This window comes from Pseudomonas sp. Choline-02u-1 (genome assembly GCF_002836515.1).
Lineage (GTDB): Bacteria > Pseudomonadota > Gammaproteobacteria > Pseudomonadales > Pseudomonadaceae > Aquipseudomonas.
This window is the reverse complement of record NZ_PJBC01000002.1, coordinates 121,169-146,271: the sequence shown is the minus strand read 5'-3', so window position 1 is coordinate 146,271 and position 25,103 is coordinate 121,169. Positions and strand designations below refer to the sequence as shown.

Annotated in this window: 24 protein-coding genes; 13 read left to right on the top strand and 11 right to left on the bottom strand. The window is 59.6% G+C overall.

The window, feature by feature from the left end; all coding sequences use genetic code 11:
• The first annotated feature begins 6 nt into the window (after window positions 1–6).
• Window positions 7–315 (top strand): hypothetical protein, encoded by a 309-nt coding sequence (locus CXF97_RS28150; RefSeq protein WP_178081133.1) that lies wholly within the window; start codon window positions 7–9, stop codon window positions 313–315.
• A gap of 58 nt (window positions 316–373) precedes the next feature.
• Here CXF97_RS28150 and glp read toward each other — a convergent pair whose 3' ends face one another.
• Together glp and moaB are read right to left on the bottom strand one after the other, a co-directional pair.
• Window positions 374–1,600: a gephyrin-like molybdotransferase Glp gene (gene glp, locus CXF97_RS01730; RefSeq protein ID WP_101155567.1), complete on the bottom strand. Its 1,227-nt coding sequence runs from the start codon at window positions 1,598–1,600 to the stop codon at window positions 374–376.
• Window positions 1,584–2,123 carry a molybdenum cofactor biosynthesis protein B gene (gene moaB / locus CXF97_RS01725; RefSeq protein WP_016770598.1) on the bottom strand — a complete coding sequence of 180 codons (540 nt, stop codon included), beginning with the start codon at window positions 2,121–2,123 and terminating at the stop codon, window positions 1,584–1,586. The genes glp and moaB overlap by 17 nt, the downstream gene beginning before the upstream one ends.
• 80 nt (window positions 2,124–2,203) lie before the next feature.
• Here moaB and mobA point away from each other — a divergent pair, with 80 nt between their 5' ends.
• The gene (gene mobA / locus CXF97_RS01720; protein ID WP_101155565.1) at window positions 2,204–2,806 is read left to right on the top strand and encodes a molybdenum cofactor guanylyltransferase MobA; all 603 of its coding nucleotides are present in this window, start codon (window positions 2,204–2,206) and stop codon (window positions 2,804–2,806) included.
• Window positions 2,807–2,884: 78 nt separating this feature from the next.
• Window positions 2,885–3,106, top strand: a complete 222-nt coding sequence (locus CXF97_RS01715) for a YgdI/YgdR family lipoprotein (protein ID WP_016770600.1) — start codon at window positions 2,885–2,887, stop codon at window positions 3,104–3,106.
• 82 nt (window positions 3,107–3,188) lie between these two features.
• Here CXF97_RS01715 and CXF97_RS01710 read toward each other — a convergent pair whose 3' ends face one another.
• The 3 genes from CXF97_RS01710 to CXF97_RS01700 form a co-directional block, all read right to left on the bottom strand.
• Window positions 3,189–4,079, bottom strand: a complete 891-nt coding sequence (locus tag CXF97_RS01710; protein ID WP_101155564.1) for a pseudouridine synthase — start codon at window positions 4,077–4,079, stop codon at window positions 3,189–3,191.
• A gap of 70 nt (window positions 4,080–4,149) precedes the next feature.
• Complete coding sequence (locus CXF97_RS01705; RefSeq protein ID WP_016770837.1) at window positions 4,150–4,467, bottom strand: hypothetical protein; 318 nt, start codon at window positions 4,465–4,467, stop codon at window positions 4,150–4,152.
• Between the two features lie 114 nt (window positions 4,468–4,581).
• Window positions 4,582–4,818, bottom strand: a complete 237-nt coding sequence (locus CXF97_RS01700) for a glutaredoxin family protein (protein WP_101155664.1) — start codon at window positions 4,816–4,818, stop codon at window positions 4,582–4,584.
• Between the two features lie 198 nt (window positions 4,819–5,016).
• On the opposite strand from CXF97_RS01700, the gene CXF97_RS01695 reads away from it, so the two are divergent.
• The gene (locus CXF97_RS01695; protein WP_101155562.1) at window positions 5,017–6,729 is read left to right on the top strand and encodes a monovalent cation:proton antiporter-2 (CPA2) family protein; all 1,713 of its coding nucleotides are present in this window, start codon (window positions 5,017–5,019) and stop codon (window positions 6,727–6,729) included.
• Here CXF97_RS01695 and CXF97_RS01690 read toward each other — a convergent pair.
• Window positions 6,726–7,934 carry an ammonium transporter gene (locus tag CXF97_RS01690; RefSeq protein ID WP_101155560.1) on the bottom strand — a complete coding sequence of 403 codons (1,209 nt, stop codon included), beginning with the start codon at window positions 7,932–7,934 and terminating at the stop codon, window positions 6,726–6,728. The two genes, CXF97_RS01695 and CXF97_RS01690, sit on opposite strands and share 4 nt — an antisense overlap.
• 304 nt (window positions 7,935–8,238) lie before the next feature.
• On the opposite strand from CXF97_RS01690, the gene CXF97_RS01685 reads away from it, so the two are divergent.
• The 8 genes from CXF97_RS01685 to CXF97_RS01650 all read left to right on the top strand — a co-directional run bounded on the left by CXF97_RS01685 (window position 8,239) and on the right by CXF97_RS01650 (window position 19,602).
• Window positions 8,239–8,553, top strand: a complete 315-nt coding sequence (locus CXF97_RS01685) for a YqjD family protein (RefSeq protein ID WP_101155558.1) — start codon at window positions 8,239–8,241, stop codon at window positions 8,551–8,553.
• A 2-nt stretch (window positions 8,554–8,555) separates the two neighbouring features.
• Window positions 8,556–8,942, top strand: coding sequence for a phage holin family protein (locus CXF97_RS01680; protein WP_101155556.1), 387 nt, complete (start codon window positions 8,556–8,558; stop codon window positions 8,940–8,942).
• On the top strand, window positions 8,939–9,277 hold the full coding sequence (locus tag CXF97_RS01675; RefSeq protein WP_101155554.1) for a hypothetical protein: 339 nt from the start codon (window positions 8,939–8,941) through the stop codon (window positions 9,275–9,277). The genes CXF97_RS01680 and CXF97_RS01675 overlap by 4 nt, the downstream gene beginning before the upstream one ends.
• Window positions 9,278–9,397: 120 nt before the next feature.
• Complete coding sequence (locus CXF97_RS01670; protein ID WP_101155552.1) at window positions 9,398–10,561, top strand: EAL domain-containing protein; 1,164 nt, start codon at window positions 9,398–9,400, stop codon at window positions 10,559–10,561.
• Window positions 10,562–10,630: 69 nt separating this feature from the next.
• Complete coding sequence (locus tag CXF97_RS01665) at window positions 10,631–11,959, top strand: deoxyguanosinetriphosphate triphosphohydrolase (RefSeq protein WP_101155550.1); 1,329 nt, start codon at window positions 10,631–10,633, stop codon at window positions 11,957–11,959.
• A 381-nt stretch (window positions 11,960–12,340) separates the two neighbouring features.
• Entirely contained in the window at window positions 12,341–12,967 is a 627-nt protein-coding gene (locus tag CXF97_RS01660) for a response regulator transcription factor (RefSeq protein ID WP_101155548.1), read from the top strand.
• A gap of 8 nt (window positions 12,968–12,975) precedes the next feature.
• Window positions 12,976–16,611 carry a transporter substrate-binding domain-containing protein gene (locus CXF97_RS01655; protein ID WP_101155546.1) on the top strand — a complete coding sequence of 1,212 codons (3,636 nt, stop codon included), beginning with the start codon at window positions 12,976–12,978 and terminating at the stop codon, window positions 16,609–16,611.
• A gap of 48 nt (window positions 16,612–16,659) precedes the next feature.
• On the top strand, window positions 16,660–19,602 hold the full coding sequence (locus CXF97_RS01650) for an HD domain-containing phosphohydrolase (RefSeq protein ID WP_101155544.1): 2,943 nt from the start codon (window positions 16,660–16,662) through the stop codon (window positions 19,600–19,602).
• Here the strand turns inward: CXF97_RS01650 and CXF97_RS01645 are convergent, their stop codons facing one another.
• Together CXF97_RS01645 and CXF97_RS01640 are read right to left on the bottom strand one after the other, a co-directional pair.
• Window positions 19,603–20,085 carry a GAF domain-containing protein gene (locus CXF97_RS01645; RefSeq protein ID WP_101155542.1) on the bottom strand — a complete coding sequence of 161 codons (483 nt, stop codon included), beginning with the start codon at window positions 20,083–20,085 and terminating at the stop codon, window positions 19,603–19,605. It lies immediately after the preceding gene.
• Window positions 20,082–20,972 carry an ATP-binding protein gene (locus CXF97_RS01640; RefSeq protein ID WP_101155540.1) on the bottom strand — a complete coding sequence of 297 codons (891 nt, stop codon included), beginning with the start codon at window positions 20,970–20,972 and terminating at the stop codon, window positions 20,082–20,084. The genes CXF97_RS01645 and CXF97_RS01640 overlap by 4 nt, the downstream gene beginning before the upstream one ends.
• 165 nt (window positions 20,973–21,137) lie before the next feature.
• Between CXF97_RS01640 and CXF97_RS01635 the strand changes: the two genes are divergently transcribed.
• Window positions 21,138–23,459: a response regulator gene (locus CXF97_RS01635; RefSeq protein ID WP_101155538.1), complete on the top strand. Its 2,322-nt coding sequence runs from the start codon at window positions 21,138–21,140 to the stop codon at window positions 23,457–23,459.
• Here the strand turns inward: CXF97_RS01635 and CXF97_RS01630 are convergent.
• From CXF97_RS01630 to msrB, 3 genes are all read right to left on the bottom strand, one after another.
• Window positions 23,443–23,901, bottom strand: coding sequence for a MarR family winged helix-turn-helix transcriptional regulator (locus tag CXF97_RS01630; protein ID WP_101155536.1), 459 nt, complete (start codon window positions 23,899–23,901; stop codon window positions 23,443–23,445). The genes CXF97_RS01635 and CXF97_RS01630 overlap by 17 nt on opposite strands.
• A complete protein-coding gene (locus tag CXF97_RS01625; RefSeq protein ID WP_101155534.1) occupies window positions 23,898–24,383 on the bottom strand; it encodes a glutathione peroxidase in 486 nt (161 codons plus the stop codon). The genes CXF97_RS01630 and CXF97_RS01625 overlap by 4 nt, the downstream gene beginning before the upstream one ends.
• Window positions 24,384–24,487: 104 nt before the next feature.
• The gene (gene msrB, locus CXF97_RS01620; protein ID WP_101155662.1) at window positions 24,488–24,883 is read right to left on the bottom strand and encodes a peptide-methionine (R)-S-oxide reductase MsrB; all 396 of its coding nucleotides are present in this window, start codon (window positions 24,881–24,883) and stop codon (window positions 24,488–24,490) included.
• Window positions 24,884–25,103: the final 220 nt, after the last annotated feature.

Sequence of the window (25,103 nt, the reverse complement as noted above, 5' to 3'; positions counted from 1 at the left end):
ACTTCCATGCACAACCATGAAACCAAGGCACCGGTGAGCCCGGTCGCCGCTCTCGCCGAAAGTCGCGCGAGCAAGAAACCTGACTTTTGCAACAGCGCCAAGAACACTGGAGAGTCTGATATGGAACCCCGTGTCAGCGAGCTGGAAACCCACTTCAAATACATGCGTCGCGACATGGACGAAATGATCAATGACGTGCGGACGATCAAACATCGTCTGGCGTATTCGGCGGGTGCAACCGCTGTCATCCTGGCCCTGCTGGGATGGGTTGCCAACAGCCGATTCGATCAATTGGTGGCACTGATCAGCAACTGACCGAATTAATCGTTGCACGCGCCGTGCTTGCCAGCCGACGCGTGCATGGGCAAGACGGTTATCCGAGAAGCTCACTGAGCGCAATGAAGCTTACTTCATCACCCTCGCTCAACGTGCGCCCCTCTCGAACCTCCACCAGTCCATCCGCCCACGCCGCGCTACGCAGCACACCCGAGCTCTGGTTGCGATAAATGATTGCTCGCCCTTGCTCCAGACGTCCGCGTAAATATTCGCGACGATTTCCGGCCACCGGCCAGCCAAAGCCCGCGGGCACTGCAAACTTGAGCGGCTCGACGTTTTGCACACCCAAGCGGCGTAACAGATAGGGCCGCGCCAACAATGCGAACGTCACCAGCGTCGAGGCGGGATTGCCGGGCAAACCAATCACCGGCACGTTGCGGAAATGGCCGAACGTCAAAGGCTTGCCCGGCTTGATGGCCAGCTTCCACAGGGCCAACTCGCCTTCTTCACGCAGGGCAATGCCGAGGAAGTCCGCTTCACCCACCGAGACACCGCCGGTAGAGAGAATCAGATCGACATCTTGCAGCTCGCCCAGGCGGGCCCGAGTGGTGGGCAGATCGTCAGGAAGAATTCCGCCATCAATGACTTCACAACCCAGACGCTGCAGCCAGCTGCACAAAAGCACCCGGTTGCTGTTGTAGATTTGCCCGGGCCCCAATGCCTGACCGGGTTCGACCAGCTCGTCTCCGGTGGACAATACTGCCACGCGCGGCTTGCGCACGACGTTGAGGCCGGCGCAGCCAAGCGAAGCAGCCAGGCCCTGCTCAATCGGTCCCAATCGGGTGCCTGCCTGCAGAACCATTTCACCGATTGTGGTTTCCTGGCCTTGCGGTCGAATGTTCTGCCCGGCTTTCAAAGGTTCGAGAAAGCGCACTGGCCCGTCGGGCTGAACGTCGACGTTTTCCTGCATCTCTACACAGTCAGCGCCCGGCGGCAGCGGTGCACCGGTGAAGATGCGAGCGCAAGTGCCCGACTCCAACGGCTGCGGAGACTGTCCGGCGAACACTGTTTGACTGACCGGCAGCGGCTCGCCCTGCCAATCCGCCAGGTTCAGGGCGTAGCCGTCCATGGCACTGTTCGGCCACGGCGGCAGATCCAGAGTCGAGATCAGATCTTCAGCCAGCACGCGCCCTTCGACTTGAGCCAGCGGCAAGTGCTCGCACTCGACAATGCGTGACGCATCGGCCATGTCGAGCAACCGCTCGAGCGCCGCTTCGACGGGCAGCAAGCTGCCGGTCTTGCCTGGCTTACCCACGGGATTCACAAGGCGCCGCCTGCTTCAGATGGGTGACGAAGTTGCACGGACGATGACGGGCGTCCAGTTGCTCAGCGAGGATGCCATCCCATCCGGTGCGCACCGCATTGGTCGAACCCGGCAGGCAGCACACCAGCGTACCGTTGGCCAGACCTGCCAAGGCACGGGACTGCACAGTCGAAGTGCCAATATCGGCCACGGAAATCTGGCGGAACAGTTCGCCAAATCCGTCGACCTGTTTGTCGAGCAGACACGCCACCGCTTCCGGCGTGCTGTCACGCCCGGTGAAGCCGGTACCGCCGGTGATCAGTACGACCTGAACCACATCGTCTGCAATCCAGTTGGCGACTTGCGCGCGAATTTTATACAGATCATCTTTGAGCAGAACGCGCTCGGCCAGCGCGTGGCCGGCCGCGATCAAGCGATCGACGAAGACCTGGCCGGAGGTGTCGGTTTCCAGGGTGCGAGTGTCGCTGACAGTCAGCACCGCAATATTGAGCGGCACGAAAGGTACATCAGCCTTGGCTTTCATAGGCTCTTCCAGTTGTAGGGGAAACAGCCCGGTGTTATATCACAGCGGCTCATTTTTCCGCCGCCCTCTGGAGAGTCGTCATGTCCCCGAACAGCCAATTGCCGCCGTGCTCAGTCCTGCTTCTGGCCGGTGGGCGCGGCCAACGCATGGGCGGTCAGGACAAGGGGCTTATCGAGTGGCTGGGCGAGCCTTTGATCGCGCATTTACAGCGCAAGGTGCGGCTGCTGACCGACGATCTCATTATTTCCTGCAACCGCAATCGCGAGCGTTATGCCACGTTTGCCGATCAGTTGGTGATGGATGACGAAGGAGACTTTCCGGGCCCGCTGGCCGGTATTCGTGCAGGGCTGAAAGCGGCGCGCCATGGACATTTGCTGGTGTTACCGTGTGATGTGCCGCGAATAGACAAGGCCTTGCTGGAAGACATGCTGATGACTGCCGATCAGCAACGTGAAAAACCTTTAATGCTGCGCCATGGCGAGCATTGGGAACCGCTGCTGTGCGTGATACCTGTGGCGCTGTTGCCGGCATTCGAAGCGGCCTGGCATGCCGGTGAACGCAGCCCGGGTCGGGTGATGCGCAGTCTCGGCGCCGTCGCATTGCAATGCCCTGACAACGATCCGCGACTGGCCAACCTCAATACGCCGGAATTGTTACATCTGCACAACACTGTGTCAGACTGACACCATCCAAGGAACTCTCACGCCTTGTTTACGTCTCAAGCTCAGTAACCAGAAGATTTCCCATTCGGAGACACACTCATGACTCAACGGACCCTCGCCACTTTCATGCTCGCACTGGGCTTGGCAACCCTCGCCGGTTGCTCCTCGCCGACAGTGATCACCTTGAATGACGGTCGCGAAATCCAGGCCGTCGACACCCCGAAATACGATGATGATTCGGGCTTCTACGAGTTCCAGCAGCTGGACGGCAAAGAGACCCGCATCAACAAGGATCAGGTTCGTACCGTCAAAGAGCTGTAAGGCTCCGGGTCGTTACCGGATACAGAAAAGCCCGCATTGCCATGCGGGCTTTTTCATGCGCGCAGCAAACGTACAACGGTTATCACCATTGCAAGGTGATCCGGCTTTCGAACTCCCGTAACTCACCCGTCACCGGGTCAACAAACCGCAGGCCTTGCGCAAGCAGCTTCAAGGGATTGGCGTAGTCGTCCACGACATCCTTCAACACAGTCGGATAAAACGGATCGTTGCAGATACTCGCGCCCAACGCCGTCATGTGCACACGCAACTGATGCTTCTTGCCGGTCACCGGAAACAGGCCGTAGCGCCACAGGTCGCCGTTTTTCTCGCGTACCTCGACCGCCGTTTCGGTATTGCTCGCGCCCGGCCCTTCCTGCATGCGGAAGAACGGCTCGCCATCGACCAGCCGGCTCTTGTGCACCAACGGGAAATTCAGCTCAGGCAGCGCCGGGGCAATCGCTTCGTAGCGCTTGTCGATCTGCCGGGTCGGAAACAATGACTGATAGGCCGAGCGGGTTTGCGGATTGGCGGAAAAGATCACCAGTCCGGCGGTGTGCCTATCGATCCGGTGCAGTGGTACCAGATGCGGATTGTCCAGCCGGCGAATCAGCCGCCGCAGCAGGGTTTGTTCGACGTACTCACCGGCCGGGGTCACGGGTAGAAAGTGAGGTTTGTCGGCCACCACCAGATGTTCGTCAGCGTAGAGAATCGACTCGACCACCGGGATCGGTTTTTCGTCCGGTACTTCACGAAAGTAATGAATGCGCAGACCTTCCTTGTACGGCAAGTCCAGCGTAATCGGCTGGCCTTGTGCATCCAGTACACGGCCCCGAGCAATCCGGTCGAGCCACTGGTCACGGCCGATGGCCCTGAAGTGCTCGCACAAGCAATCGAATACCGTCAGCCAGGAACCGGGCGGCAAGTAGAGCGTGCTGGCCTGATTTTGCGCAGCGTTAAAACCGGATGTGGACATAAGAAACGGAAATCCTCAGTGCAGGGCGGCATTATCCAACACCGAGGCACAGCCACCTAGCGCAGTTTCATCAAGCCGGAATCGATTTCAGCGCCGCCGCTTCGGTGAACTCTTTCAGCCAGCGCAAGACATCGACCGCCTCCCAGCGCCCCGGATCGTACAACGCGTACAACAGGCCCTGATAACCGACCACATCCAGTTGCTTGTGGTAACCGGCGCGCTGAAACAAGGCTTCGATTTCGGCAAAGCAGGTATTGAAATGCAGTTTGTTGAACGGCGTCTTGCCTTCCGTGACCAGCCCGTCCAGGCGCAATTCGAGGACGGCCTCGCGCACCACGTCGACCGACATCCGGTTAACGCTGCTCTTCAACTGTTCGACATTGACCACGGTTCATCCCTCTGACTCGATTGCTGTATGGACATACAGTAACCGAAGAAGCCAGCGCGTGCCAACGCAACGATGGGTTGCTGCGACCAGCGGAATAACGGCGACAGATTCGCGTCAGCGTAAAAACGCCACGATCTCGTCTGCACTGAAAGGCCAATCCAGCTCTGCTCCAGTGTCGACCCGGCGTAGTACCGGAATGCGCAAACTGTACTTTTCGAACCGCGATTGATCTTCGGCGATGTCCACCAGTTCAACCAGCAGACCATGCTCGACGAAGGGCATCAGCTCGGCTTCGGCGACTTCACACAGATGACACCCAAGGGTGCCGAACAGCTGACATTCAGGAGGCATGATGGCGTTACCGGAAAACAAGTGGGCCCATTCTAGGACGCCCCCGAATCCTCGTCGACCCACCGCCGCCCGAAGGCCGCCACCCTTTCAACGCAAAATCCTGACGCAAATCATTCGGCGCAAATTGCAATTGCGTCATCCTCGCGGACTTTTTGCCTCTACGCTTCAGAGGCCAACGCCCTGACAGCGGAGTGTCCCGTGTTTGCAAATCTGTTGATCATCCTCGCCTCGTCCCTGGTGGTGATTGCTCTGTTCCGGCGCCTGCGACTGCCGCCGGTGCTGGGTTACCTGTGCGTGGGATTGCTGGTCGGGCCGAACGCATTCGATTGGGTCAACGAGAGCGAACACCTGCCCGATGTCGCCGAACTGGGCGTGGTATTTCTGCTTTTTTCGCTGGGCCTGGAGTTTTCCCTGTCGAAAATGATTGCGTTGCGTCAGGTGGTGTTTCGCCTGGGCAGTCAGCAAGTACTGATCAGCACAGCGTTGCTCGGCACACTGTTGATGGGGCTGGGCATGCCGCTCATGCCGGCGTTGTTGCTCGGTGCCGGTTTATCACTGTCATCCACGGCGATTGTGACCAAGGAGCTGGGCAGTCTCGGTGAAGTGTTCAGCAGCCACGGCCAGAACGCGGTCGGCGTGCTGCTGTTTCAGGACGTGGTGGCGGTATTGCTGCTGACGCTGGTGCCAGTGTTCGCCGGTACCAGCGAGCAGGCCTGGTATTGGGCCTTGCCTTTGACCCTGGGCAAAACCGTGGTGCTGTTCTTCGGCCTGCTGCTCGCCAGTCGCTGGTTGCTGCCACGGCTGTTTCATGAAGTGGCGGCCTCGCGCTCGGCGGAGCTGTTCGTCCTGCTGGCGCTGGTGATCGTGTTGCTTACCGCTTGGCTCACGCACTTGTTGGGCCTGTCGCCTGCACTCGGCGCTTTCCTCGCCGGCATGTTGCTCGGTGAAAGCCACTACCGGCACCAGATCGAAGCCGACATCCGGCCGTTCCGCGACATCCTGCTCGGAGTGTTCTTCGTCAGCATTGGCATGCTGATCGACCTGCAATTGTTTGTCAGTCACAGTCTGATGATCGTCGCCTTGACCCTCGGCCTGATGCTGATCAAAGGCATCGTGGTGGCGCTGCTGGTGAAGTGGCGCGGCAGTGACAGTGAAACCGCATGGCGCAGCGGTCTGGCCCTGGCCCAGGGCGGCGAGTTCTGTTTTGCCTTGATGGCGCAGATGCAGCAGAACAGCCTGCTGCCGGCCGAACCGGGGGCACTGCTGCTCGCGGCGACGTTCTGTTCGATGCTGCTCACGCCGCTGCTGCTTCGCGCGGCGCCGCGCATTGCCGCTGCGCTGCACCGCAAGCCCAATGAGGAGGCGCAGATCGAGCAGATCAGCGCCCTCAACGCCGATCTCGACCAACATGTGGTGATCTGCGGCTATGGTCGCGTCGGCCAGTCCATCGGGCGCTTCATGGGCAACGCGGGCCAAGCCTATGTTGCGCTGGACAACGACCCGGTGCGGGTACAGGAAGCCGCGTCCGCGGAAAGCGACGTGCATTACGGCGACTCGGCGCGTGGCGATCTGCTGACTGCCGTTGGCCTGTTGCGCGCCAGGCTGCTGGTGATTGCCGTGGATCAAAGTGATGTGGCGTTGCGTATTCTTCGTGAAGCCCGCCGACTCAATCAACAGGTGCCCATTCTGGTGCGCACGCGTGACGACAGCCAATCGGCAGAGCTCAGAGCTGCCGGCGCCACCGAGGTGGTGCCGGAGCTCCTTGAATCGAGCCTGATGCTCGCTTCACACGCGCTGATCATGCTTGGCCTGCCCGCGCATCAGGTGCAGGAGAAAGTCGATCAGGTGCGCATTGATCGCTATCGCCTGCTCCATGGTTTCTACCCCGGAGCCAGTGATGAGGAAATCTAGTCCTGACTCACCGCGCCGATCTTGTGCAGCGACAGGTCGGCGCCGTAATACTCTTGTTCCTGACTCAGGCGCAGTCCATGCAGAACCTTGATCGCGCCGTAGACGACGAAGCCGCCGATCAGCGCCACCACGACGCCGAGCGCAGTGCCGATCATCTGGCTGATCAGGCTGACCCCGCCCAGGCCACCCAAAGCGGTCTGGCCAAAGATGCCGCAGGCAATTGCGCCCCACACGCCACACAAGCCATGCAACGGCCAGACACCCAGCACATCGTCGATGCGCCATTTGACCTGGGCAGCGGTAAAGCACCAGACAAACAGGGCTCCAGCCATTGCGCCAGTCACCAGCGCGCCGACCGGATGCATCAGATCGGACCCTGCACAAATCGCCACCAGACCGGCCAACGGGCCATTGTGCAGAAAGCCCGGGTCATTGCGCCCGACGATCAACGCGGCGACGGTGCCGCCGACCATGGCCATCAGCGAGTTGACCGCGACCAGGCCACTGACACCTTGCAGCGTCTGCGCGCTCATCACGTTGAAGCCAAACCAGCCGACAATCAGGATCCACGAGCCCAATGCCAGAAATGGAATGCTCGACGGCGCGAACGCGACCAGACGCCCATCGCGATAACGACCATTGCGCGGCCCGAGCAACAACACTGCGGCCAGTGCCAGCCATCCGCCCATGGCATGCACCACCACCGAGCCGGCGAAGTCATGGAACGTGGCGCCAAACTGCTCCGCCAGCCAGCTTTGCAAACCGAAGTTGCCGTTCCAGACCAGGCCCTCGAAGAACGGGTAGATAAACGCCACGATCAGCGCCGTCGCACACAATTGCGGGACGAAACGCGCACGCTCGGCAATGCCGCCGGAAATGATTGCCGGGATCGCCGCAGCGAAGGTCAGCAGGAAGAAAAACTTCACCAGTCCATAACCATGATCGGCAGCGAGCACCGAAGCCGGTTGCATGAAGGTGACGCCATAGGAGATCCAATAGCCTATAAAGAAATACGCCAGGGTCGAGACAGCGAAATCGCTGAGGATTTTCGACAGTGCGTTGACCTGGTTCTTCTGTCGGACCGTGCCGACTTCCAGAAAGGCGAAACCGGCGTGCATCGCCAGCACCATCACCGCGCCAATCAGAATGAACAACGTGTTGGAGCTGTGAACCAGCGTGTCTACAGCAGTTTGCAGATTTTCCATGTGGAGGCAGACCTGAAAGCTTAAAAGGGCACCAAAGCAGTTCATGCCGGCCTGTCTTGCACCAAATGAGGAACCCGGCAGTCATTCAACGGCAGAGTCGATGAACTGATTTGGCGCACAGTTCGATGTCCGGTCACGAATCGCGAGTAAATGAATTAGAGTTTTCTGCCGGGACGCCCGGCAACAGCGCACGTATACCGAGCAACGCACCACGACACAGCAAAAGTTGTACCAGGCATTTGCACTGAACCTTCACGCAAGGCTCATACTCGAACGCTTCAAAGCCACCTACGGAGATCCATCAATGGCCAGCATCAAGGCAAAGACTGCTCAAGAAATCCTGATGAACGACTTCCAGACTCTGGTTAGCGACACAGAACGCCTGCTCGAACACACCAAGACCCTCGCTGGCGATCAGGCAGATGAGCTGCGTGCCCAGATTCACGACAGCCTGCTGCGCGCCCGGGAAACCTTGAAAGTGACTGAAGACACACTGCGCGAGCGCGGCCAGGCGGCCGTCACCGCTACTGAAGACTATGTGTCGGCCAACCCATGGCAGTCGGTGGGCATCGCGGCCGGCGTCGGCTTTCTGATTGGCCTGCTGGCAACTCGGCGCTGATCATGTCGATCGCAGAATCCGGCCCGACTGAGGGCACCGCCTCCTCCACGCGTCGCCTCGGCGCTGCCGTTCTGGGCCTGCTGCACAGTCATGTCGAGCTGTTCGGCATCGAATTGCAGGAGCAGAAATCACGCACCGTCAGCCTGCTGCTGTTCGCCGGCCTGGCGCTGGTGTTTGCCCTGCTGTTGCTGGTAGGTCTGTCGACGCTGGTGATGATCATCTTCTGGGACACCTATCGCCTGGCAGCGATCATCGGCCTCTGCGTTTTCTATACGCTGGCGTCGATCTTCTGCGGCCTGCGCCTCAAAGCGGCGATTTTCGATGAGTCCTCGCCTTTCCACGGCACGCTTGAAGAGCTGGCCAACGACCGGGAGCGCCTGCTGCCATGAGCCTGCCTGAACTTCCGCACAACAGCTCCCGTCGGGAAATGCGCAAGGCACTGATCCGCCTGCGCATGGAAATGCACCGACAGGAAATCCGCCACGAAACCGCGCAGGTCTTGCAACCCTTGCAGCGCATGCGCGGCATGAAGCAGAACGTCCAGGACGGTTTCGGCCTCAAGCATGCGCCATTGTGGGGCGTGGCGGCCGTAACGCTGCTGGGTTTCCTTACTGGCAAAGGCTCGAAACGCACCGGCGGTGGCGGTCTGACTCGACTGTTGCGCCTGGGCACGACGCTTGTGCCGCTGATCAGAGTGGTCATGCACAGCTCGGGTAAACGCTGAACCGTCCCTCTGGCTACATTCTTGCAATAGCGCCGGGATGAATCTCCTTATCGGGAGATTCAATCCCGCGTGCCTATCCGGCGGACGCGGCCAACCGAAAAACAAGATTAAGGATTTGCCGTGATCGACGGGCAACCGCTCGCCTGCTTTCAGCCTTTCATCGATACCGCCACCGGACGTATTGCAGGCGTTGAAGCACTCGGCCGCTTGCGCCAGAGCGATGGTCAACTAACCTCGGTCGGGGCGTTGTTCGCCGATCCACGCACCTCGGCCACCGCCTTGCGCCGGCTTGATCGGCAGATCCGCGATAATGCCCTTAGCCGCCTGCATGAAGCTCCGGCGGAGTGGTTTCTCAGTCTGAACATGTCACCTCGCTGGATCAGCCGCCTGCGCGTCGACCAGGCCTTGCCCAGTCTCAAGCAGTTGGCGCGACACCAGGTTGATCCGCAGCGGATTGTGTTCGAGATCACTGAGTTAGGCGGTAACAGCGAACGCTTGGCGCACGTGGTCACGCGCTACCGCGACGCGGGAGCGAGAATCGCCATCGACGATTTCGGCGCCGGCTACTCACAGCTGGATCGGGTGCTGGCCCTGCAACCGGACATTCTCAAGCTCGACATGCGTCTGTTCCAGGCAGCGGCTCTGGGCGGGCCGAGCAGCGATGTGGTCAAAGCGCTTGCGCAGATGGCCGAGAAAACCGGCTGCTGGATCATCGCTGAAGGCGTTGAAACCGAAGCGCAGCTGAATTTCGCGCTGGAATGCGGCTCGCGCTACGTGCAAGGTTTTCTCTTCGCCCGGGCGCAGGAAGAGTTCTTCGCTACGGATGCTTTCGTCGAGCGTTTCGCTCAGTTGCGGCAGCGCTATGTGATGCAGAAGCTCGGCGAGCGAGGACGGCTGATGCAAATGCGTCGGCAGCTCAGCGAGCTGATGGCGATCCTGCAGCAGTGGGCGCAGGCCCGCGCACCGCTCAGCGCATTGCCACATTTGCAGTTGTTTCCGTGGCTGCTGCGTTTTTATCAGTGCGACCGCCATGGCACGCAACTGACCCCCAACCTGGAATGGCGTCAGGACGGCTGGTTCGCCGATGATAGCTACTTGGGGCACAACTGGTCGTGGCGACCTTACTTTTATCATCTGCTCGCGCAAGGCTGGGAAGAACGCCGCCTGACCCTGTCGAGCACCTACCGCGACGCCACCAGTAACCAGTATTGCCTGACTGCCGGGCAGTTCTTCGATAACGGCGAACGGCTGTTGTTGATCGATATCGATGCGGCGGGCCTGTAGTTCTGCTTGCAGGCACGGGGCCGAACCGGGAAGCTAGGGCGATCAGTCACCAGACGGAGAGAACCAGCCTTGGATTGGCCTACCCTGCTCAACCGCGAACGTCTCGGCAAGCCGCTGCACAGCCCGCAAGAACTCGGCCGCAGCCCGTTTCACAAAGACCATGACCGCATCATTTTCTCCGGCGCATTCCGCCGCCTCGGGCGCAAGACCCAAGTGCACCCGGTCACCAGCAACGATCACATTCACACCCGCCTGACCCACTCGCTGGAAGTCAGCTGCGTCGGCCGCTCTCTGGGCATGCGTGTCGGTGAAACCTTGCGCAACGCGCTGCCAGACTGGTGCGACCCCGCCGACCTGGGCATGGTGGTGCAATCGGCCTGCCTGGCTCACGACATCGGCAACCCGCCGTTTGGCCATTCCGGCGAAGACGCCATCCGCCATTGGTTTCAACAAGCGGCCGGGCGCGGCTGGCTGGACGGCATGAGCGAGGCCGAGCGCGGTGACTTTCTGAATTTCGAGGGCAATGCTCAAGGTTTTCGCGTGCTGACGCAGCTGGAATATCACCAGTTCGATGGCGGCACGCGCCTGACCTACGCGACACTGGGGACCTATCTGAAGTACCCGTGGACTGCGCGCCATGCTGACTCCCTCGGCTACAAGAAACATAAATTCGGTTGTTATCAGAGCGAACTGCCGCTGCTCGAACAGATTGCGCACAAGCTCGGCCTGCCGCAGCTTGAAGACCAGCGCTGGGCACGCCATCCACTGGTCTATTTGATGGAGGCGGCCGACGACATCTGCTACGCCCTGATCGATCTGGAAGACGGTCTGGAAATGGAGCTGCTCGACTACGCCGAAGTCGAGTCGCTGCTGCTCGGTCTGGTCGGTGACGACTTGCCGGAAACCTATCGCCAGCTCGGCCCGCAGGATTCCCGCCGGCGCAAGCTCGCGATCCTGCGCGGCAAAGCCATCGAGCACCTGACCAACGCAGCAGCGCGGGCGTTTGTCGAACAGCAGGATGCCCTCCTTGCCGGCACCCTGCACGGCGATCTGGTCGAACACATGCACGGGCCGGCGAAACGTTGCGTGTTGAACGCCAAGGACATCGCGCGCAAGAAAATTTTCCAGGACAAACGCAAGACGCTGCATGAAATCGGCGCTTACACGACGCTGGAGATCCTGCTCAATTCGTTCTGCGGCGCCGCGCTGGAACAGCACAACGGCCGTACCCCGTCGTTCAAGAGCCGGCGCATTCTCGACCTGCTCGGCAACAACGCGCCGGATCCACAGGGCTCGCTGCACAGCTCGTTTCTGCGCATGATCGATTTCATCGCCGGCATGACCGACAGTTACGCAAGTGACATGGCATTGGAAATGACCGGGCGCTCGAGTCATTGAGCGCCCCGAATTCAGCCGGCCGTCGTCAGGCCGGCCGAATATCCTGCGGTTTCCTCGCCACGAACGTTATAACGCGCTTTTCTAACTGTTCAGATAAAACTGACCTGAACTCTGCAATACGAGAAAATAACCAGCAGAAATAAACATCATTTAAACGCCAGCAAATAATCGGAGTTCAAGATTGGTCTTCAAATAATTTCTGTCTGCTGTCTATTGCATACCCGTGCTTCCTTACGTCAAACCTAATTTCAACGTAGTCCATTTCCTTATTACGCGTAGGATTAATCCGATAACGTAGTCGCGACACTACCAGTCCATGCGAGTGCTCATTCATCTGAGCTAAGGTGCGCGCTTTATTCATGCTTGCATGGGACTCTATTTATGAACTCCGTTTTTATCGTGGACGATCATCCGGTGATCCGCCTCGCCGTGCGAATGCTCCTGGAACATGAAGGCTACAAGGTCGTCGGCGAGACTGATAACGGTGTCGATGCCATGCAGATGGTGCGTGAATGCATGCCTGACCTGGTCATTCTCGATGTCAGCATCCCCAAGCTGGACGGCCTCGAAGTACTGGCGCGCTTCAACACCATGGGTTCAAACTTCAAGATTCTGATTCTGACCGCGCAGTGCCCCACGCTGTTCGGTATTCGCTGCATGCAGTCCGGTGCATCGGGGTATGTCTGCAAGCAGGAAGACTTGAGCGAGCTGGTCAGCGCAATCAAGGCGGTATTATCCGGCTACAACTATTTTCCCAGTCAGGCGCTCAATCCGGTGCGCAATGACGACATCCGATACGCAGAACTTGAACTATTCAAATCCGTTAATGATCGCGAACTGATGGTATTGCAGTTATTTGCTCAGGGCCGCACCAACAAGGAAATTGCCCAAGGCATGTTTCTCAGTAACAAGACCGTAAGCACCTACAAAAAGCGCCTGATGCAAAAGCTCAAGGTCAGATCACTTGTAGAACTTATCGAGATGGCCAAACGCAACGCACTCGTGTGAGATTCCGCATGCCCAGCCGTTTAAAGGACTACTTGATTGCCTTGAGCGCAGCTCTGTGCCTGAGCGCCAATGCCGCGCCAGGCTCGCCGTCGGATTACGCCCTGCTCAGCCGGTCGGCAAGTGAAAACATTGCAGTGACTCTGCAACCATCGCAACGGCAGTGGCTGCAGGATCGCAGCGAATTGGTATTGGGCACTTCCGCACCTGACTACCCGCCCTTCGACATGACCGCCAGTGGCAAGGAATATGAAGGACTGACAGCCGACTACGCAGGCATCATCGGCAAGGTCAGCGGTTTGCCGATCAGGGTACAACGCTTTCCCTCTCGCGAAGCAGCGATTCGCGCCCTGGTCGATGGGCAGATCGACCTGCTTGGCACAGCCAACGGCTACGAAGCAGGCAACGCCAATCTTGCCCTCTCCAGTCCTTACGCGGTCGATCAGCCGGTATTGGTGACTCGCGAGGATGAAACCCGCTCTTTGACCGAAGGTCTGGCCGGCCTGCGCCTGAGCATGGTTTATCACTACCTGCCGCTGCCTGAGATCAAAGCGCTGTATCCCAAGGCACTGATCACCTGCTATCCCTCTTATCAGAACGCCATCAACGCCGTCGCCTTCGATCAGGCCGATGTATTTCTCGGCGACACCCTTTCCACCCACTACATGATCAACAAGGGTTATCTGAACAATGTGCGCATGGCCAATTTCGGCAAACAGGAAGCGCAAGGCTTCAGCTTTGCCGTCCGGCACAGCAATCCGCAATTGCTGGGCATCATCGACGCCGTGCTCAATGCGGTGCCAAGCGGCCAGCGCGACGACATCGCCAAGCGCTGGAGCGCTGGCAGCGACATGTTGCTCACTGATAAAAAACTGCAACTGACCGAACGCGAACAGACGTGGCTCAAGCGCCATCCCATCGTCAGCGTGGTGGTCAACGAGGCCTATGCGCCGCTGACGTTCTTCGACAGCGCGGGAAGCTTTCGCGGCATCAGCGCCGATCTGCTCGAACTGATCCGCTTGCGTACGGGCCTGCGTTTCGAGATTCAGCGCAGTCGCAACGATGCGGAAATGATCAGGCAGATCGACAACCACAAAGCCGACCTGATCGCTGCGCTGCTGCCAAGCGCTGAACGAGAGAAAACCCTGAGTTTCAGCCGCCCCTACCTGGAAAATTCCTATGTGCTGCTGACGCGCAAAAGCGCCGATGGGCCGACCAACCTGGCTCAACTCAAAGGCAAGCGACTGGCGATCGCCAAAGGCAATCCATTGGTCGCTTACTTGCACGAGAATTTCCCGCGCATCGAACTGATCGAAACGCCCGATACTTTCAGCGCCGTGTCGATGCTTGCCGGTAACCATGTCGACGGGGCCGTCAATTCCCTGGTGATCGCCAACTACTTCATTTCATCGCGCATCTTTGATCAGCCATTGCAAATCACCACCACGATTGGCACCAGTCAGGCGGCCTTCTCGCTGGCGACCGCACGTGACAACACCGAGCTGGCCTCGATCATCAACAAGGCACTGCTGAGCATCGCTCCCGAGGAGCTCGGAGTGATCAACGGCCGCTGGCGCGGGTATTCCACGGCGTCACAAAACATCTGGCAAAACTACCAGCGCCTGTTCTATCAGGTCATTGCCGCCGCCGGCCTGATCCTGATTCTGTTACTGACCTGGAACGCTTACATGCGCCATCAGATCAAACAGCGCCAGGCCGCCGAGCGCGCGCTGAACGATCAACTGGAATTCATGCGTTCGCTCGTCAACGGCACGCCGCACCCGATCTACGTACGGGATCGACAGGGCCTGCTGCAAAGTTGCAATGACAGTTATCTGGAAGCATTCAACGCCAAGCGCGAGGACATCATTGGCAAAGATGTCATACAGGGCACGCTGAGCAATGTCTTCGAAGCTCAGGCTTTCCAGGCCGATTACCAGAGAGTCATCGCCGAAGGCACACCCTTGGTACTCGATCGGCCCCTGCACATCGGCAACCGGCGATTGACCATCTATCACTGGATTCTTCCCTATCGCGACTCCAGCGGCGCCGTTCAGGGGATCATCGGCGGCTGGGTCGACATCAGTGAGCGCCGTCAGTTGTTTGAAGAACTGCGCGCGGCGAAGGAGCAGGCCGACGAGGCGAACCGGGCCAAGAGCACCTTTCTGGCGACGATGAGCCACGAAATCCGTACTCCGATGAACGCCGTGATCGGCATGCTCGAACTGACCCTCAGACGCATTGAACCGCGGCATCCGGATCGCGCCTCAATCGACACGGCCTATCATTCGGCCAAGGATCTGCTGGGCCTGATCGGCGATATTCTCGACATCGCTCGCATCGAATCGGGTCGCCTGAGCCTGTGCCCGGAATGGATCAATCTGGTGGATACGGTGACGTCCGTTGCGCGCATCTTCGACGGCCTTGCCCGGCAGAAAAACCTCGCTTTGCAAGTGGTTTTCAACCCGCCAAACCCGGCCGTGGACGTGCATCTGGATCCGCTGCGTTTCAAGCAGGTGCTGTCGAATCTGGTCAGCAATGCAATCAAGTTCACCGAATATGGCCACGTGAGGATCACCCTCGAACTGATCTCGGCAGACGGCTCTGGACGAGCGTTGATGCAGTTGACCGTGCAGGACAGTGGCGCAGGCATCAGCGCTGAAGATCAACAGCGCCTGTTCGAACCTTTCTCGCAGGCGGAAAACGGCAGCCGCCAGGCGAAAAATGGCGCCGGGCTGGGACTGGTCATCAGTCGCAACCTGTGCGAAATGATGGGCGGACAACTGCAGTTGAGCAGCCAGCCCGGCATCGGTACTCAGGTCTGCGTCTCGCTGCCACTGGACAGCCAGCCGGCAAAGGCGAATCCACCCAAAAGCGAACCGTTGATCAAGCCCGCGACAACGCCGTTACACATACTCGTTGTCGACGACCACCCCGCCAACCGCCTGCTGATGTGCCAGCAGCTCGAATTTCTCGGCCATCGGTTCAGCGTTGCCGAGGACGGCTGCAGCGGCCTTGAGCGTTGGAAGGCCGATCATTTCGATCTGGTGATCGTCGACTGCAACATGCCCATGATGAACGGCTATGAAATGACTCGCGGGATTCGCCAGCTTGAACTGCAAAACCGCCGCCCGCCGTGCACCGTGCTGGGTTTTACCGCCAATGCCCAGCCCGAAGAAGTCCGGCGCTGCAAACTCGCCGGCATGAATGACTGCCTGTTCAAGCCGTTAAGCCTGACCTTGCTCGCGCAGTGGATCGATGGCATCACGCCGGCCTCTCCCGCAGTGTTCGACCTGCAGAGTCTGAGCCTGCTGACCGGCAACAATCCCGCGCAAACCCGACGCATGCTGGTGGAACTGCTCAGGAGCAGCCGCCTGGACCGCGATGAACTGATCACTCTGTCGCCCGAAGATGATCGCGAAGCATTGGCCGTGGTCGCGCACAAGATCAAGGGCGCGGCACGCATCGCGCAGGCTTCTCGGTTGATCGAATGTTGCGATGCCCTTGAGCAAGCTTGCCAGCAAGTGCTCGCATCACAGGAGATTGCCCGCCGTTGGGTGGCAACCAGCCAGGCAATGCTCGAACTGGAGCAGGCCCTGCAGCAGCAACTGGCGCTGACCGATCAAGGCACAGTGAGCGAGTCTTGACTATGCTTGGGCGCTGAGCAGTGAGTTAAACATTCTGGAGAGCCTGCAATGCAAAGCCCACTGCGCCCCGAGCAACGCCGGTTGCCGCTGCACGTGCACATCAGCGTCATGTTCACCTTTCTCTTGTTGCTCACAGGCGTGGTGCTGGGCCTGTTCAATTATCACCAGACCACGCAAATCATCCTGTCGAGCAGCGAGACGCTGTTCGATCGCATCGAGCAGGATGTGCGTGATGACCTGCAGGCGACCTATCAGCCGATCCGCCACCTGTTGAGCCTGCTGGCAGACACCCCGGCGGCCCAGTCTGCCGAACTTGAACATCGCCTGCCCTTGCTCAAGCCGTTCAGCCAGTCATTGGTCGACAACCCGGCGTTGGCTTCGCTGTATCTGGGTTATGCCAATGGCGATTTTTTCATGGTGCGGGCACTGCGCACCCCGGCCCTCAAAGTACAGGTTCAGGCGCCGGAAGCGGCGGCCTATCAAGTCTGGAGCATCGAACACGACCCGCAGGGTGCCGTACGCTCGCAGTCGATGTTCTTTGATCTGGCGCTGACGCTGCTCAGCCGCCGCGATCATCCAGAGGAGCCCTACGATCCGCGCGGCCGCAAATGGTTCAGCGATGCTCTGCAACAGGCCGGGCAGATCACCACCGAACCTTACCTGTTTTTCTCCACTCACAATGTCGGCACCACGCTGGCGCGACGCAGCGGCGAGAACGCCGTGATTGGCGCCGATCTGACCCTCGCTTCGCTCTCCACCGCCCTGGGCAAGCACCGGGTAACGCCTTCGACGGAAATCGCCTTGTACGACACCGACGGCAATGCCGTGGCCTACCTTGACAGCAATCGCCTGATCGTTGATGACCGCAGCGCGCGGCTGGCCAGAGCGGCCGATCTCAGCCCAGAGCTGAACGCATTGCTCACCTCCAAAGATATCGGCAAGCGTCTGCAGGTCAACGATCGGCAATGGATCGTCGCACGCACCCGCATTGAGGAAGGCGGGCCTAAGGGTTTGCAACTGGCGCTGCTGGTGCCTGAAGACGAGTTGCTGGTGGATGCATTTCGCATGCGTTGGCAGGGCGCGCTGATTACCCTGGCCATCCTGTTGCTGTGCCTGCCCCTGGGCTGGGTGATTTCGCGAATTCTGGTCAAACCGCTGCTTGGCCTGGTCAAGGAAGCCGACGCCATTCGCAGTTTCGATTTCAACTTCCCGCTGACCCGACGCTCTCCCGTGCTGGAGGTCGATCAATTGAGCCTGTCAATGGCGCGGATGAAAGAGACGCTGGGAAGTTTCTTCCGCATCACCGACAGCCTGGGCGCCGAAACGCGTTTTGCTCCGCTGCTCGAACGCGTGCTGTTCGAAACCGTGCAGATCGCCCAGGCGCAGGCCGGTCTGATCTATCTGCGTGAAGCCGATGGTGCGCGCATGGAGCCCTATGGGCTGGTGATCGATGGCGTGCCGCAGGCGCTGGAGGCGTTTGACATTCAGGGACGTGAGCTGCATGAAACCGCGCCGGCGTGGTTTGAACAACTGGCCAGCGCCAACAGTACAGTCAGCCATCTGGGCTTCGATCAGGCGGGCGACCTGCAGAAAATCCTGCTGGCCATGGAATCACCGCGCATCCACCTGATCGGTATCCGCCTGCACAACCAGCATGACGAAACCATCGGCCTGCTGGTTCTGCTGGTCAATGACAGCGGCGCGCCGAGCGATCTGGAAAAGGTGCGGCCCGACCGTATCGCCTTCCTGCAGGCGGTGTCCGGTGCGGCGGCAGTCAGTATCGAAAGCCAGCGCCTGCAGGCTCGGCAGAAGCAACTACTCGATGCCTTCATTCAATTGCTCGCCAGTGCGATCGACTCCAAGAGTCCGTATACCGGGGGTCATTGTCAGCGGGTACCGGAGCTGACGCTGATGCTCGCCCAGGCCGCTGCCGCCAGCGAAGAGCCGACGTTCAGCGCCTATCAACCCAGTGAAGATGAGTGGGAGGCCCTGCACATCGCCGCGTGGCTGCACGACTGCGGCAAGATCACGACGCCCGAGTATGTGGTCGACAAAGCTACCAAGCTCGAGACCATCAACGACCGCATCCATGAGATCCGCACCCGCTTCGAAGTGCTCAAGCGTGACGTGTGGATCAGCTACTGGCAGACACTGGCGAGCGGTGCGGATGAGGCTGCGCTGGCCCGCGCGCGTGATAGCGAGCTACAGATGCTCGACGACGACTTCGCCTTCGTTGCCCGTTGCAATCTCGGTGGCGAGGCCATGGCCGAGACCGATCTGCAACGCCTTGACCAAGTCGCGAAGCGCACCTGGCTGCGCACACTCGACGATCGCCTCGGTGTGTCGTGGGAAGAAAACCGTCGCCAGGCAAAAACACCGGCGCCGACTCTGCCAGTCAGCGAAAGACTGCTGAGCGACAAACCCGAGCACCTGATCGAGCGCGACCAGAACGAGCTGATCCCGGAGGACAATCCCTGGGGCTTCAAACTCGATGTGCCCGCCTACAAGTACAACCGCGGCGAGCTGTACAACCTGAAGATTGCACGTGGCACGCTGACCCGCGAAGAGCGCTACATCATCAACCATCACATGGTGCAGACGATCATGATGCTCAGCCACCTGCCCTTCCCCGGCCACCTCGACAGCATTGCCGAGATCGCTGGTGGACATCACGAAAAAATGGACGGCACCGGGTACCCGAAACGACTGAAACGCGAGGAGATGAGCCTGCCGGCAAGGATGATGGCGATTGCCGATATTTTCGAAGCGCTGACCGCCGCCGATCGCCCCTACAAGAAAGCCAAATCGTTGAGCGAGGCGTTGGGCATCATGGCGACCATGTGCCGGGAAGCGCACATTGATGCGCCCCTGTTCGGCCTGTTCATCAACGAGGGGGTGTACATGCAGTACGCGACGCGGTTTCTCGATCCCGCGCAAATCGACGACGTGGATACGGCCAGCCTGTTGCACAAGGCTGGCCTCGGCGGCTGATCAGCAGTCGGTCAGGCGAAGGAAAATCGCTGCCAATTGCTCGATGCCGGTCTGATCTTCGGCACCGAAACGCGCCAGTTTCGGGCTGTCGAGATCGAGCACGCCGATCAGGCGACCGTCCTTGACCAGGGGCACCACCAGTTCGCTGTTCGAAGCGCTGTCGCAGGCAATGTGGCCGGGGAAGGCATGCACATCCTCGACGCGCTGGGTCTGCAGACTGGCAGCAGCGGCGCCACATACGCCACGCCCGAACGGAATGCGCACGCAAGCGATCTGGCCTTGAAACGGGCCGAGCACCAGTTCTTCGTTGCGATTGAGATAGAAACCGGCCCAGTTCAAATCATCGAGCTGGTTGAACAGGAACGCGGAAAACTGCGCGGCATTAGCGATGAAATCGCGCTCGTCCGCCAGCAGCGATTCCAGTTGCGCGGCCAACATGCCGTAGCCTTCGAGGCCCTGGCCGCTGTGTTGCAAATCAATCATGCCTTGTGCTCCAGCAATTTCAGTCCCACCCAGTAGCGGGCGAATTGATACGCGCAACGTCCGTTGCGATTACCGCGGCCGGTGGCCCAGCGCACGGCGAGGATGTCCAGTGCTTCGTCGCGCTGCCAGCTCAGGCCGGCCTTGGCGGCCAACTGGCCGATCCAGTGTTCGACGACGTTGAGAAAATGTTCCTGGGTAAACGGGTAGAACGACAGCCACAGACCGAAACGGTCCGACAAGGCGATCTTGTCTTCCACTGCTTCGCTCGGGTGCAGCTCGCCGTCAACGCGCTTCCAGTTTTCATTGTCGCTTTCCTTTTCCGGCACCAGGTGGCGACGGTTGGAAGTGGCGTACAGCAAGACGTTGTCGGGGGCCTGCTCAAGCGAACCGTCGAGCACGCTTTTCAGCACGCGGTAGTCGCCTTCGCCGGATTCGAACGACAGGTCATCGCAGAACAACACGAAACGTTGCGGCAATTTGGCGACTTGCTCGACCACGCGTGGCAGGTCAGCCAAGTGATCGCGCTCTATCTCGATCAGGCGCAGGCCGGCGCCGGCATGCTCGGCGAGCAACGCACGCACCAGCGAGGATTTGCCTGTACCGCGCGAGCCCCAGAGCAAGGCGTGGTTGGCCGGCATGCCATCGAGAAATTGTCGGGTATTGCGTCCAAGCTGTTCCAACTGACGGTCGACACCGATCAGGTCGGACAGACGCATGTCAAGGCTGACTTCCAGCGGCAACAGGTAGCCGCTGCGCCCGTCACGCTGCCAGCGCGCCGCCAGACAAGTATTCCAGTCAATGACGGGGCGCGGGGCCGGCAACAGTGGTTCGATTCGCGCCAGAACCGACTCGGCGCGTTCAAGAAAAGCATTCAATCGGGAATCCACGTCTTCTCCTCGGGCACTTTCACAGTGATGATGACGATCCAGCGACCCTGCACAGATAGAATTGCCCGACCAAGCCTTGTTACAAGGCGATTCGGGAACCTCGGTATCCATACATGATCGACTATGCTTGAGCAGCGAAGGGAAACGGAAGTGGTTCAACAACCCATGGATATCAAATTCACCCACCGGCTGTCTTACAAGCAAGCCAGGCTTACCGTGCTGGTCGGGTTCATTCTGGGCACCCTGCTCAGTCTGCTGCAGATCGGCATCGATTATGCCAGCGAAGACGCTTCCATCAACCGGGAAATCCTCGCGCTACTCGAAATCAGCCACAATCCGGCCTCGCGCATTGCCTACAACATCGACGCCGAACTGGCGCAGGAACTCACTCTGGGCCTGCTGCGCTCGCCCGCGATCATCGCGGCGCAACTGATCGACAACAACGATACCGTGCTGGCCAACGTCAAACGCCCGGAGTTGCAAAGCAACTATCGGCTGATCAGCGACTTCCTGTTCGGCGCCAAGCGTCATTTTGAAGACCGTCTGTACCTCGATCACCTGCCCAACGAATCCCTCGGCGTGCTGAAACTGGAAGTCGACACCTATGCTTTTGGCAGTCGCTTTTTGCGCCGCGCGGAAGTCACCCTGCTCAACGGTTTTGCTCGCAGCCTGCTGCTGACCGGGATTCTGCTGGCGCTGTTCTACGTGATGCTGACCAAGCCACTGGTGCGAGTCATCCGCGAACTCAGCGGCCGCGATCCACGCAGCGCCGAGCCAACCACGCTCGAGTGCCCCGCCGGGCACGGCAACGATGAAATCGGCGTACTGGTCAAAGTTGCCAATCAGCAATTCGAGAACATCGCCACCGAAATCCAGCAACGGCGCACAGCGGAAAACCGCCTGACCGAATACCTTGCGCAGCTTGAAGACATCGTCTCGGCGCGTACCGCCGAACTCAAGGCAATCAATACCCGCCTGAGTCAATCCAACGAAGAACTGGAAGCGGCGCGCCGCACTGCACTGGACATGGCCGAGGCGCGTTCGGCCTTCCTGGCCAACATGAGCCATGAAATCCGCACGCCGCTCAACGGTTTGCTGGGAATGATCGCGCTGTCGCTGGATGGCCCGTTGAACGCCGAGCAGCAGCAACAACTGTCGATCGCCCACGACTCGGGCAAGGTGCTGGTGGAGTTGCTCAACGACATTCTCGACCTGTCGAAATTCGACGCCGGGCAACTGGAGCTGGAAAACATCCCGTTCGACCTTGGTTCGCTGATCGAGGACACCGCCAACCTGCTGTCGCAGAATGCCGCGCCGAGCGTCGAGTTGACCTGTCTGATTGAGCCGCACTTCCCGGCACTCGTGCTGGGCGACCCGACCCGAGTGCGGCAGATCGTCAGTAACCTGCTGTCCAACGCGCTGAAATTCACCCGCTTCGGTCGGGTCGATGTGCGTCTGTCGGCGCACAAAAATGGCGTGCGCATCGACGTCTGCGACACCGGCATCGGTATCGCCCAGGAAGCCCAGGTGAAAATCTTCCAGCCGTTCACTCAGGCCGGTGCTGGCATCACTCGTCAGTACGGCGGCACCGGGCTGGGGCTGGCGTTGACCTATAATCTTTGCGAAGCGATGCAGGGCCGTCTGACCATCAGCTCTGAAAGTGGTTTCGGCAGCCAGTTCTGCGCCGAACTACCATTGCCCATTCACACCCGCGCCCTGGCGCCGGCACCGTTACGCGGCAAGGTTCTCGCGATCACTGCTGCGAGCAGTGGTCTGGCTGAATTACTGAAAAGCCTTTTACCGGTCTGGGGCCTCGAATACACGCAGCGCACCATTGATGATTCGCTGCTGGGCCTCAATCCTGACGTACTGATCACTGATTGCCCCGAGTGCCTGTTCGGTCTGCGTCCAAATATTACTGCGCCGATCCTGCTGGTGACGGCTTACGGCAGTTTTCTGCCCAGCGAAGAAGCCGCCGCCCTTGCGCCCCTGCAGCAACAGGCCCGGCCGCTGGCGCGCAATGCGCTGTACCAGCACCTGCGGCGTATTCTGCAACCGGACGTCGCCACCCTCAGCGAAGCGCAAGCGGACGCCTCGCCGTCCGCGCGTCGGGGCAAAGTGCTGTTGGTCGAGGACAATCCGGTCAACCAACTGGTCGCCAAAGGCATGCTGGGCAAGCTTGGCTGCGATGTGGTCGTAGCGGGTCATGGCGCCGAGGCGCTGGACCAACTGGAGTTTGCCGATTTCGATCTGGTGCTGATGGATTGCAACATGCCGGTGATGGATGGCTATGAAGCCAGTCGACAGATTCGTCAGAGCGGGCGCTGGCCGAATCTGCCGATTGTCGCGCTGACCGCCAATGCCATGTCCGAAGAGCGCGAACGTTGCCGCGCCGCCGGCATGAGCGACTACCTGGCCAAACCGTTTCGCCGTGAAGAACTCGCGGCGTTGCTAGATCAGTGGATGCCGACTACGACAGCACTTTGATCTGCCCGAGCAAGTGATCGAGGCCGGCGCGTAAATCATTGAGCCGGTCGAGATCGACGCCGCTGTCGCAAAGCAGGCGCGCCTTCAACGGCCCGACCTGCTCGCGCAACGCTTGTCCGGCAGCTGTCAGGCTCAAATGCACCTCCCGTTCATCGCGTGCCGAGCGCCGACGCTGGACCAGATCGACCTGCTCAAGACGCTTGAGCAATGGCGTCAAAGTCCCTGAGTCCAGCGCCAGGCGCTCGCCCAAGGCTTTCACGGTCGGCTGCTCGGGTTCCGCGTCCTGCCACTCCCACAGCACCAGCATCGCCAGATACTGCGGGTAGGTCAGGCCCAACTGATCAAGCATCGGCTTGTAGGCACGAATCACCGCCCGCGAGGCTGCGTACAACTTGAAGCACAACTGGCTGTCGAGCCTCAGCGAATCAACCGGCACGCTCATTTCAGCAGCGCTTCGATCTCGGCGCTCAGATCCTGCGGCTTGGTCGTCGGGGCGAAACGCTTGACCAACTGGCCGTCTTTGCCGATCAGGAATTTGGTGAAATTCCACTTGATGCCCTGCGAGCCGAGCACGCCCGGGGCGCGCTTCTTCAACTGCACGAACAGCGGATGAGCATCGGCGCCGTTGACGTCGATCTTCTTGAACAACGGGAAGCTGACGCCGAAATTCAACTCACAGAACTCGCTGATGGCGCCTTCATTACCTGGTTCCTGTTTGCCGAACTGGTTGCAGGGAAAACCCAGCACCACCAGCCCCTGGTCCTTGTAGGTCTGCCAGAGTTCTTCGAGGCCCTTGTATTGCGGAGTGAAGCCACACTTGCTCGCGGTATTGACCACCAGCACGGCTTTACCGGCGAAATCGGCCAAGGTTTTTTGCTCACCCTTGATGGTTGTGCAGGGGATATTCAGCAAGTTGTCACTCATGAGACGGCTCCGCAATGGTGAGGAAAGCGCAAACATAACGAGCAATTGAATTGTGCGCAATCTAATAACCAATTAAAAAGGCGACGTGATGTCGCCTGTTTCGATTATTCGCGCGGCTCAAGATTCAGGCACACCGAGTTGATGCAATAACGCAGGCCGGTCGGGGGGGGACCATCCGGGAACACGTGGCCCAAGTGCGCATCACAGCGCGCGCATTTCACTTCGGTGCGGATCATGCCGTGGCTGGTGTCGCGGATTTCAGTCATCGCACTTTCGCCGATCGGCGCGTAGAAGCTCGGCCAGCCGCAGCCGGAGTCGAATTTGGTCTGGGAATCGAACAGCGGCTCGTTGCAGCAGACACAGTGATAGACACCGTCAGTTTTGGTGTCGTTGTATTTGCCCGAGAACGGGCGCTCGGTGGCACTCAAACGGCAGACGTTGTACTGCTCGGGGTCGAGCATGGCCTTCCACTCTTCCAGGGTTTTCTGCAACTTTTCCATCATCACACCTCAGCGGCTGAAAAAGCCCGATCTGTACCTTTTCCACGGATCGGGCGGCACGTATGATTGCGCCTCGTCACGCGCCAGTCTGGCAGCCAGACCGGGCGCATTCAAACGGATTCTGAGCGCAAAAGCGTCAGACCTCCGCCTGTACGAAGACGCTGCAATCCCAGTACGGTTGTCCATTTGCCGCCTGGATCGTTCATTTTCGGGATCACAT

Coding starts and splice junctions, on each gene's coding strand:
- CXF97_RS28150 (WP_178081133.1), top strand. CDS start 7: ATGCACAACCATGAAACCAAGGCACCGGTGAGCCCGGTCGCCGCTCTC.
- moaB (WP_016770598.1), bottom strand. CDS start 2,123: ATGAAAGCCAAGGCTGATGTACCTTTCGTGCCGCTCAATATTGCGGTG.
- mobA (WP_101155565.1), top strand. CDS start 2,204: ATGTCCCCGAACAGCCAATTGCCGCCGTGCTCAGTCCTGCTTCTGGCC.
- CXF97_RS01715 (WP_016770600.1), top strand. CDS start 2,885: ATGACTCAACGGACCCTCGCCACTTTCATGCTCGCACTGGGCTTGGCA.
- CXF97_RS01710 (WP_101155564.1), bottom strand. CDS start 4,079: ATGTCCACATCCGGTTTTAACGCTGCGCAAAATCAGGCCAGCACGCTC.
- CXF97_RS01700 (WP_101155664.1), bottom strand. CDS start 4,818: ATGCCTCCTGAATGTCAGCTGTTCGGCACCCTTGGGTGTCATCTGTGT.
- CXF97_RS01690 (WP_101155560.1), bottom strand. CDS start 7,934: ATGGAAAATCTGCAAACTGCTGTAGACACGCTGGTTCACAGCTCCAAC.
- CXF97_RS01685 (WP_101155558.1), top strand. CDS start 8,239: ATGGCCAGCATCAAGGCAAAGACTGCTCAAGAAATCCTGATGAACGAC.
- CXF97_RS01680 (WP_101155556.1), top strand. CDS start 8,556: ATGTCGATCGCAGAATCCGGCCCGACTGAGGGCACCGCCTCCTCCACG.
- CXF97_RS01675 (WP_101155554.1), top strand. CDS start 8,939: ATGAGCCTGCCTGAACTTCCGCACAACAGCTCCCGTCGGGAAATGCGC.
- CXF97_RS01660 (WP_101155548.1), top strand. CDS start 12,341: ATGAACTCCGTTTTTATCGTGGACGATCATCCGGTGATCCGCCTCGCC.
- CXF97_RS01655 (WP_101155546.1), top strand. CDS start 12,976: ATGCCCAGCCGTTTAAAGGACTACTTGATTGCCTTGAGCGCAGCTCTG.
- CXF97_RS01650 (WP_101155544.1), top strand. CDS start 16,660: ATGCAAAGCCCACTGCGCCCCGAGCAACGCCGGTTGCCGCTGCACGTG.
- CXF97_RS01645 (WP_101155542.1), bottom strand. CDS start 20,085: ATGATTGATTTGCAACACAGCGGCCAGGGCCTCGAAGGCTACGGCATG.
- CXF97_RS01635 (WP_101155538.1), top strand. CDS start 21,138: ATGGATATCAAATTCACCCACCGGCTGTCTTACAAGCAAGCCAGGCTT.
- CXF97_RS01630 (WP_101155536.1), bottom strand. CDS start 23,901: ATGAGCGTGCCGGTTGATTCGCTGAGGCTCGACAGCCAGTTGTGCTTC.
- CXF97_RS01625 (WP_101155534.1), bottom strand. CDS start 24,383: ATGAGTGACAACTTGCTGAATATCCCCTGCACAACCATCAAGGGTGAG.
- msrB (WP_101155662.1), bottom strand. CDS start 24,883: ATGGAAAAGTTGCAGAAAACCCTGGAAGAGTGGAAGGCCATGCTCGAC.